Source organism: Candidatus Polarisedimenticolia bacterium, assembly GCA_035764505.1.
In the GTDB taxonomy this organism is placed as follows: domain Bacteria; phylum Acidobacteriota; class Polarisedimenticolia; order Gp22-AA2; family AA152; genus AA152.
Window position 1 is genome coordinate 1 of the sequence record DASTZC010000155.1, and the last position, 8,326, is coordinate 8,326.

9 protein-coding genes and 1 tRNA gene are annotated in these 8,326 nt (G+C 62.8%); 5 read left to right on the plus strand and 5 right to left on the minus strand.

Translation table 11 applies throughout. The annotated features are described in order from the left end of the window. Window positions 1-192: 192 nt before the first annotated feature. A complete protein-coding gene (locus VFW45_10500; GenBank protein HEU5181216.1) occupies window positions 193-807 on the minus strand; it encodes a DUF2585 family protein in 615 nt (204 codons plus the stop codon). Window positions 808-922: 115 nt separating this feature from the next. On the opposite strand from VFW45_10500, the gene VFW45_10505 reads away from it, so the two are divergent. Further along, window positions 923-1,007, plus strand: a tRNA-Leu gene (locus VFW45_10505). A gap of 174 nt (window positions 1,008-1,181) precedes the next feature. Here VFW45_10505 and VFW45_10510 read toward each other — a convergent pair. The 4 genes from VFW45_10510 to VFW45_10525 form a co-directional block, all read right to left on the minus strand. Next, window positions 1,182-1,778, minus strand: a complete 597-nt coding sequence (locus VFW45_10510; protein ID HEU5181217.1) for an outer membrane beta-barrel protein — start codon at window positions 1,776-1,778, stop codon at window positions 1,182-1,184. Between the two features lie 235 nt (window positions 1,779-2,013). Then, entirely contained in the window at window positions 2,014-2,694 is a 681-nt protein-coding gene (locus VFW45_10515; GenBank protein HEU5181218.1) for a hypothetical protein, read from the minus strand. Between the two features lie 33 nt (window positions 2,695-2,727). After that, the gene (locus VFW45_10520) at window positions 2,728-3,453 is read right to left on the minus strand and encodes a PilZ domain-containing protein (GenBank protein ID HEU5181219.1); all 726 of its coding nucleotides are present in this window, start codon (window positions 3,451-3,453) and stop codon (window positions 2,728-2,730) included. 329 nt (window positions 3,454-3,782) lie between these two features. Further along, window positions 3,783-4,295, minus strand: coding sequence for a hypothetical protein (locus tag VFW45_10525; GenBank protein ID HEU5181220.1), 513 nt, complete (start codon window positions 4,293-4,295; stop codon window positions 3,783-3,785). A 197-nt stretch (window positions 4,296-4,492) separates the two neighbouring features. Between VFW45_10525 and tig the strand changes: the two genes are divergently transcribed. From tig to VFW45_10545, 4 genes are all read left to right on the plus strand, one after another. Beyond that, on the plus strand, window positions 4,493-5,776 hold the full coding sequence (gene tig, locus VFW45_10530; protein ID HEU5181221.1) for a trigger factor: 1,284 nt from the start codon (window positions 4,493-4,495) through the stop codon (window positions 5,774-5,776). 4 nt (window positions 5,777-5,780) lie between these two features. Continuing rightward, window positions 5,781-6,365, plus strand: coding sequence for an ATP-dependent Clp endopeptidase proteolytic subunit ClpP (clpP, locus tag VFW45_10535; GenBank protein HEU5181222.1), 585 nt, complete (start codon window positions 5,781-5,783; stop codon window positions 6,363-6,365). A gap of 21 nt (window positions 6,366-6,386) precedes the next feature. Beyond that, complete coding sequence (gene clpX, locus VFW45_10540; GenBank protein ID HEU5181223.1) at window positions 6,387-7,625, plus strand: ATP-dependent Clp protease ATP-binding subunit ClpX; 1,239 nt, start codon at window positions 6,387-6,389, stop codon at window positions 7,623-7,625. Between the two features lie 5 nt (window positions 7,626-7,630). Next, window positions 7,631-8,326: LON peptidase substrate-binding domain-containing protein (locus tag VFW45_10545; protein HEU5181224.1), on the plus strand; the 696-nt coding region annotated here is incomplete at its 3' end.

Below are 8,326 nucleotides of genomic sequence, written 5' to 3' on the forward strand. Positions count from 1 at the left end.
AAGGCAGGTAGCTCCCGCGTGCGTAATGAGTGGATTCGAACCGCGGGATTCTCGACCGGAAGCGGCAGGGAAGTCAATCAACCATTGCTGACCGGATGGACATGCTCGACGGGCCGCCTGGCATCCTCATCAGCGTGCACAACGCAGAATGCTGTAACTGACGCCTGAATGGGATACGCGCTAGCTTCCGCATCAATGAAGCGCGTGGCCGGCCGACTGCCAGGCCTTCAGCGCCCCGATTGGATAAAGCAGCATGATGACGTTGAGCAGTAGGTTGTCGCGCACCCAGAGCAGGCAGAAAGCCTCCATGGCAAGGGCCGCCCCCACGCTCACCCATACAGGCACGCGGCTGGCGAAGACGAAGCCAAGCGCCATCATCATCACATCGCAGCAGGAATTGAGCACGCTATCGCCGACGTAGCCCAGCGCGATGGTCGCCTCACGGTATCGGTTGATGATGATTGGCGAATTCTCCAGCACCTCCCATCCCGTCTCCAGCAGCATGGCGATCAGGAAGCGGACGGAGAGCGGCAGCCGCCGGGCCACCAGCCACAGCAGCGCGAAGAAGAGGATTCCGTGCTCGATGTGCGAGAACGAGTAGGCATCGGCGACGCGCTGCGAGTTCTCGCTGCTCCAGATGTCCCCATCCCACCAGCCGAATCTCCCATCGGGCCCGAGCGGCGAGCGCCCCAGCCAGTCTTCGATGAGCGCGGTCAGCGCCAGCACCGCGATGGACGCCATGGCGACCCACCGGTGCCTTTCCATGAATTCGATGACGGAGCGCTGGGAGCTCTCGGATGGGCTCATGAGGGTGCCGTCCCGGTGACTCCACGTCGACACGACCATGGGACGGACGGGAGAATGCGGCCAGGCGGATGATACCAGAGCCGCACTGCGCGGTGACTTGTTTATAATCAGGTGGGCGAAAGTGGCGGAACTGGCAGACGCGCCGGACTTAGGATCCGGTGGGGAAACCCATGGGGGTTCGAGTCCCCCCTTTCGCACCACTCGCCCTGGGCGCCAGCCTCAATCAGAACAAGGAAGAGAGATACGTCGACGCGTAGCGCAACGATGCCGCGGCCCTTCCCGTACCCAGGCGAAGCTCTGCCGCGACTCGAGACGGGATACCCCTTGCCGGTCAGGTCGACCGAATGGGGGGTGTCAGTTCAATGAGCTGAGCCTCAGAACCACCACTTGGCGCCGACCGATCCCAGGATGAAGTTGTCCGGGTCGTCCCCGCCGAGGATATGGAGGGTTCCTTCGAACTTGAGCGCCCAGCGCGCCCCCAGGAACCAGTCGACACCGCCGCCGAAGTTCAGCCCCAGCTCGTCATCATCGGCATCCGGGGGCAGGGAAGCGTCAGCATCCTTGTTGTAGAAACCGATGCCGCCCGTGACGTAGGGGTGGACCGTGCCCTGTTCCCAGTTATAGGAGATGTTCCCGTTGATGAACATCACATCCACCTCGGCGTCGCTCGGATTGTCGGCGTCGAACGAGGTGGTGCCCAGAAGTGCGCGCCACGAGACGCGGGGAGTGGAGTAGTACTCGAAAGTTCCAGTGAGAAGCGGCTCCACACCCCCGAAATTGTCGTCGAATGAGCTCGAGAACCCGAGGTTGGCGCTTACCGCCATGTCGCCTTCCTTGGGTGCCGTGCTCGTCCTCTGCGCCGCCAGGGTTTCGGCCGGGCTCGCCGCCCATAGAAGCGCCCCAAACGCCAGCGCCCAGGTCATCCTCATCAGGAAACGCCTCACCTCGGCGCTCTGGTTCTTCGGTAACATATGCCCTCCAGTGGTCGCCTTCGTAAACGGTTTGGTGACGTGACTCGGATCCCTTCTTTGCACTCGGCCGAATTGATCGGCACAGCTCACAAAGCCTCTGATGATAGGGTGCAGGGATTGACGGGACCATCAGGTATTCCACTGAGGGTCCAAGAGCCCGGATTCAGGGTTGGAAAGCGGGGTTCGGGCTGAGGAGCCACAGAGAAAGCTCCGGCACACCTGAGCTTGCGTGGAGCTATTCGGAAGGTTTCTGGGGCGGAGGCTCGGCGGGGTGGTGCTCCAGGATCCGCCGGACCGCCTGCTCGGGGAGGCCGGTCATCTCGACAAGCTTGCGGATGGGCAGGTCGGGGTTTTCGCGAATGAAAGCTTCCTTCTCCTCGAAGGTGGGCTCTTCCCTCACGTAGAAGACCTTCTGCAGCAGATCGAGAATCTGCGCGCGCTGGCCGTCGAGATCGGTCTTCTCCGCGGTCAGCTCGAGGATGACCGTCGTGCTGAATTCGCGCGCGAAGCTGCCGAGCGCCGTCTCCGACGCCCCGGCCGCCGGATTCATCGGGGCGGAAGGCATGGAGCCGCGGATCTGCCCGGCGTCGTCCCTGCTCCGATAGATCGTGAGCGCCACCGATTGGCCGCTTTCGTTGGAAATCCGATCCAGGTAGACCATCTGCATCTTTCGAAAAAGGACCGGAAACTGTCTACCCAGGTACTTGAATCCCTTCGCGGTCATCACGTTGGGCACCGACATGTAGTTCGTGGCCTGAAGGTCCACCCGGAGCCGGTAGGTCCGGGCGCCGAAATCCTCCTGGAAGCCGCGGACCACGTCGCGCTTCACTGCCAGCGCCGGACGCGGCAAGAGGGCCACGAGAACGAGAAAGGCCCAAAGGAAAAGGGAAGAGATTCGAGGAGTGGGAGGCTTCACGGGCCGTTCACCGAGGGTTCGTTTCCGGCCCGATTATATCAAGGGTGCGACGCTGGCCCCCCGGCGCTCCAGGAATTCCGCCAGACGGTCGCGCTGCTGGATGGCGAGGCCGACGAAGCGGATCCCCAGGTCGAAATCGCCTTCTTCGGTGGAATCGCAGCGAATCACCTCGCCCTCCGCGAGGAAGGGGCTCGTCTCGTCGAGCGAGAAGCGGACCCGGACGGCGCGGCCTTTCCCATAGCGGTAGGCGGTGCGCACCTGGATGCCGGAGAGGCTCAAATCGCGCGAGCGCCCCCGTGTTTGCGAGGTGACGTGCTCGAAGGATACGGAGAGCAGCACGGAAAGCCGCGGCTCCTGGCGCTGGGTCACTCCCAGGAGCACTCCGAGCGTCGCGACGAGCGAGGAGAGATCCACGGGAGAGCGGAAGAAGGCGTCACACCCCGCGGCGCGGCATGACGTCTCGAACTCGGGGGGTAAAGCCGGTCCTGCGATGACGACCGGTATATCGCGTAGCTTGGGGGAAGCTTTCATTTCGCGACATACCTGATCGGCTCGCAGGACCGGCAGGGCATAGTCCAGAAGCACTACGGCGGGATCCGAGGCCCCCGCAAGGGTAAGGGCCTCGGGCCCGCTGTAGACGAGGAGAAAGCGGACCCCAGACCTTCGGAGGAAACTCGGAGACATCCTCAGCCGGGAGAGGATCTCTTCCGAGACCACGATGATTCGATCCGGGCTTTCTTTCCTACCCTCGATCTCCATGGATCCCCCTGTGCGCTGGAACAGCAAAGCCCGGGCCAGACTCCGCTCGCGCCGGCGTCTGGAGCGCCAAAGCCAATCAGGAGTAGCGATTTGAGATCCGGGGGCATGCTCTCCGGGAGTCGGCTGCACGGCTGCAGCCGGCGCCGTGAACCGCGGGGAGCCGATGGGGCAGACGCGATTCTCTTGAAATAGAAGAGCTTCTACGCCAGTCTCAAGGAAGGGCGATGAGACTTGGAACCGCTTCGGTCGTGAACCGATGCAGTCGCTGAGGTTAGCCCGGGAAGAGTCTCATTGCCTGCTGAAAGAGCTTGAATGAGACGCGCGCGCCGCTAGCGGGCCTTGGTGATTAGAAGATGATGAAGCGTACCGTCCGGCTGAAAGATGACCTCGACCCCGGAATCGTAGCGGTACCAGGCGTCCATCTCGGCTCCGAGGCCGCGAGCGCTCGGCTCGCCCAGGGCGGCGATGATTTCGGCCCGCTTGGAGCCCAAGGTGATACCCCTTGGCCCTTTGCCCGCGTACTTTCGATGCTCCTCGATCCCTTCGTTATAAAGGAAGATGCTGCGCACCTTCCCCTGTTCGAGAAGGACATCGATCCCCTTGGAGGGATAAATAAGGTAGGTGGACTCCCGCTTGGTGGACCCGCTGACCCCCGAACCGCTCTCGCTTTCGGGCTTGCCGAGCACCTTCTCGACGCTGGCCCTATCGTCACCCAGGCGGAGCCCGGCGGCCCCCTCACCAGGACGGATGTCGCCGCCGCCGGAACAGGCCAGAATGCCCGTCAGGACTGCCGCACAGGCTGCCAAAGCATGAAATCGACCGCGTTGAGCACCCCAGGTCATTCTTCGCTCCTCTCTTCAAGGCGGGCCCTTATAGCACAGGCGCAAAACCCGGGCAACGACCCTGGTATCCGGAGTTTGCGGTACGCTGGGACATCTGCTACCATCCCCTTCCCATCGTCCTCCACGAGAGTAGGGACCCACCTCGATGGCGCCGCGCACGAAACGCCGCCACGGTTTCAATCGGGCAGAATCAGGGCATGAAAGTCACGATCAGTGAATTGAACGGAACCAAGCGCGGCATGGAAGTCGAGATACCCGCCGAGATCGTCACCCAGGAGATTGACCGGGCGCTGGAGACCTACCGGCGCCGGGCCCGCATTCCCGGCTTCCGCAGCGGCCACATCCCGCTGACGGTCGTGAAGCAGCGCTTCGGGAAGCAGGTGGAAGGCGACGTCCTGCAGCACCTAATCGACGAGTATGCCCACCGCGCCCTGGAAGAGAAGCAAATCCAACCCGTCCAGCACCCGGTCCTCGACGAGTACGACTATCGCCAGGGGCAGCCCTTCGTCTTTCGCACCACCTTCGAGGTGCGTCCCGACGTCCGGGTGGAGGATTACAAGGGGATTCCGATCTCGCGCCGCGGCATCAACGTCCCGGATGAGGCGCTGCGGGAGAATCTCGAGGCGCTGCGCGAGCGGGTGGCGCGCTACGCGCCGCAGGCGGGCCGCAAGGCCGAGGACACCGATGTCGTGGTGGGCACGCTCTCGGGCCGCTACCTTGAAGGGAAGGGAAAGGACTTCGCGGACGAGCCGTTCACCATGACGGTGGGGGCGGAGCGCAACCATCCCGACTTCAACGCCCAGCTCAAGGGGATCGAGGCGGGGGAATCGCGCACCTTCCAGGTCCGTTATCCGGCCGACTATCCCTCGGGGGTCCTGGCCGGTCGGCTGGTCGAGTATGTCCTCGCGGCGCGCGAGGTGAAGGTCAAGGATCTTCCCGCGCTCGACGACGATCTGGCCAAGGAGATCGGGGACTTCACTTCGCTCGATGCCCTGAAGACGCACGTGAAGGAGGAGCTGGAGCGGCGCGAGGCCGTCGCGGAGTCGGGAGAGGCCAAGGACAAAATCTTGACGCATCTCGTGGATCGCAACGCTTTCGAGGTCCCCGAGTCGATGGTGGAGCAGCAGATGGATCGCCAGCTCGAGGACACCATGCGTCTGCTCCTCGTGCAGGGGATCGACCCCCAGCATGCGGAGGTCAACTGGCGCGAGGAGCGCGAAAAGGGACGCGAGATGGCGATCAAGCGCGTGCGCGCCATGCTGATCCTCGAGGCGGTGGCGCAACAGGAGGGTCTGGAAGTGAGTCCGGACGAAATTTCGCGGCGTCTGGAGCACGAAGCGCGCCGTCAGAAGCTGAGCGTTTCGGAATTGAAAGAGAGGCTCGGCCGGAAAGGCCATCTGGACGGGCTCGAGCGCCAAGTGTTGAGAGAAAAGGCGCTTGACTTTTTGTTGGATGAAGCTACTATTAGTCGGGAGGCGTAGCTCAATGACATTAGTGCCGATGGTCGTTGAGCAAACCAACCGGGGCGAGCGGGCCTACGACATCTACTCGCGACTCCTAAAAGACAACATCGTATTCATCGGAAGCGCGATCGACGACACCCTCTCGAACCTGGTCATTGCTCAGCTGCTCTACCTGGAAGCGGAAGATCCCGAAAAAGACATCCACCTCTACATCAACAGTCCGGGCGGTTCCGTGACTGCGGGTCTCGCGATCTACGACACCATGCAGTTCATCAAGCCGGACGTTTCGACGATTTGCATCGGCCAGGCCGCGAGTATGGCCGCCGTGCTGCTGGCGGCGGGGACCCCGAAGAAGCGCTTCGCTCTGCCGAACTCCCGGATCCTCCTGCACCAGCCCATGGGGGACTTCTCCGGGCAGGCGACCGACGTGGACATTCACGCCAAGGAAATACTGAGGATCCGGGAGCGGTTGAACGATATTCTGGTGAAACATTCGGGGCAGTCGAAGGAAAAGATCGAGCGGGACACCGACCGTGATTACATCATGACCCCTGTGCAGGGGCTGGAATACGGCGTTTTGGACCAGGTTATCTCGAAGCGGGATTAACCCGGGAGGCAGTGGAAGGCGATGGCCGGAAAGAAAGGCGAAGGCGAGTCCCTCAGGTGCAGCTTCTGCAACAAGGATCAGCGCGACGTCAAGAAGCTGATCGCAGGGCCCACCGTTTACATCTGCGACGAGTGCGTCGACATCTGCCTCGATATCATCGCCGAGGAGCGCGAGCTGGATGAGCCGAAGACGCGGCTCAAGCTCCCGAAGCCGATCGAGATTCGCGAGTTCCTGGACGAGTACGTGATCGGCCAGGAGAAGGCCAAGAAGAAGCTGGCCGTCGCCGTCTACAATCATTACAAGCGCAACGAGATGAGCAAGCGCCGCAGCGAGATCGAGGTGCAGAAGAGCAACATCCTGCTCATCGGTCCGACCGGCACCGGCAAGACGCTGCTGGCCCAGACGCTGGCCAAGCTGCTCAGCGTGCCGTTCGCCATCGTCGACGCGACCACCCTCACCGAGGCGGGCTACGTCGGCGAGGACGTGGAGAACATTCTGCTGCGCCTGCTGCAGGCGGCGGGCAACGACATCGAGAAGGCCAAGCGCGGCATCATCTATATCGACGAGGTCGACAAAATCAGCCGCAAGAGCGACAGCCCTTCGATCACCCGGGACGTCTCGGGCGAGGGAGTCCAGCAGGCGCTCCTGAAGATTCTGGAGGGGACCATCGCCAACGTGCCGCCGCAGGGCGGCCGCAAGCACCCGCACCAGGACTTCATTCCCATGGACACCACCAACATCCTGTTCCTCTGCGGCGGGGCGTTCGTGGGGCTCGAGTCGATCATCGAGCAGCGGGTCGGCAAGAAAGCGATGGGTTTCAAGGCCGACGTAAAGAAGAAGAGCGAGAAGGACATGCTCAGCATCCTGGAGCAGGTGCAGCCCCAGGACCTGATCAAGTACGGGCTGATTCCCGAGTTCGTCGGACGGCTTCCGGTAATCGGGCTGCTGGGCGAGCTGGACAAGGACGCCCTGGTGAAGATCCTGACCGAGCCGCGCAACGCGCTGACCAAGCAGTACCAGCGCATCTTCGAATACGAGGACGTGACGCTGACCTTCACCAAGGACGCGCTGGAGGCCATCGCCGAGATGGCCATGGCCCGGAAGATCGGGGCGCGCGGCCTGCGGCTGATCCTCGAGGATCTGATGCTGGACCTGATGTACCAGCTCCCCTCCCAGAGCAATATCACCGAATGCGTCATCACTCGCGAAGTCGTCGAGAACAAGGTGGCGCCCATCATCCTGATGGAAAAGGCGGGCTAAATCCGATGACCCAAAGCACTCTCCCGGGCGAGTCGCCGAAAATCGAGCGGCTCCCCCTGGTTCCCCTCAGGGACGTGGTGGTCTTCCCCTACACGATGATCCCCTTCGTGGTGGGGCGGAAGACCTCGCTCCAGGCGGTCGAGCACGCCCTGGCCACCGACAAGCGGCTGTTCCTGTCCACCCAGCGCGACGCCCGCACCGACGAGCCGAAGCCGGAGGAGATCAACCACATCGGCACGGTGGTGAACATCGTCCAGAGCCTGAAGCTCCCGAACGGGAACATCAAACTCCTGGTGGAGGGGGTGTCGCGCGGCAAGGTGCGCGACATCAGCGAGGATGCCGGCTACCTGGAGGTAAACCTCGAGATCGTCGACGTGCGCCCCGAGATCACCCCGGAGATGGAGACCGAGATGGGCAAGGCGGTCTCCCTGTTCGAGAAGTACGTCAAGCTCAGCCCCAACCTGCCCTACGAGACGATGATCTCCACCATCCGGGTGTCGGAGCCGGGCCGGCTGACCGACACCATCGCCGCCCACCTCCAGGTGGGGGTGGAGGAGAAGCAGAACCTCCTGGAGACCTTCGATCCGAAGGAGCGCCTGGCGATCCTGCTCGAGATGCTCGAGGCCGAGATCGAGAAGCTGCGCGTCGATCGGCGCATCCATCAGCGGGTCAAGAAGCAGATGGAGCGCGCCCAGAAGGAG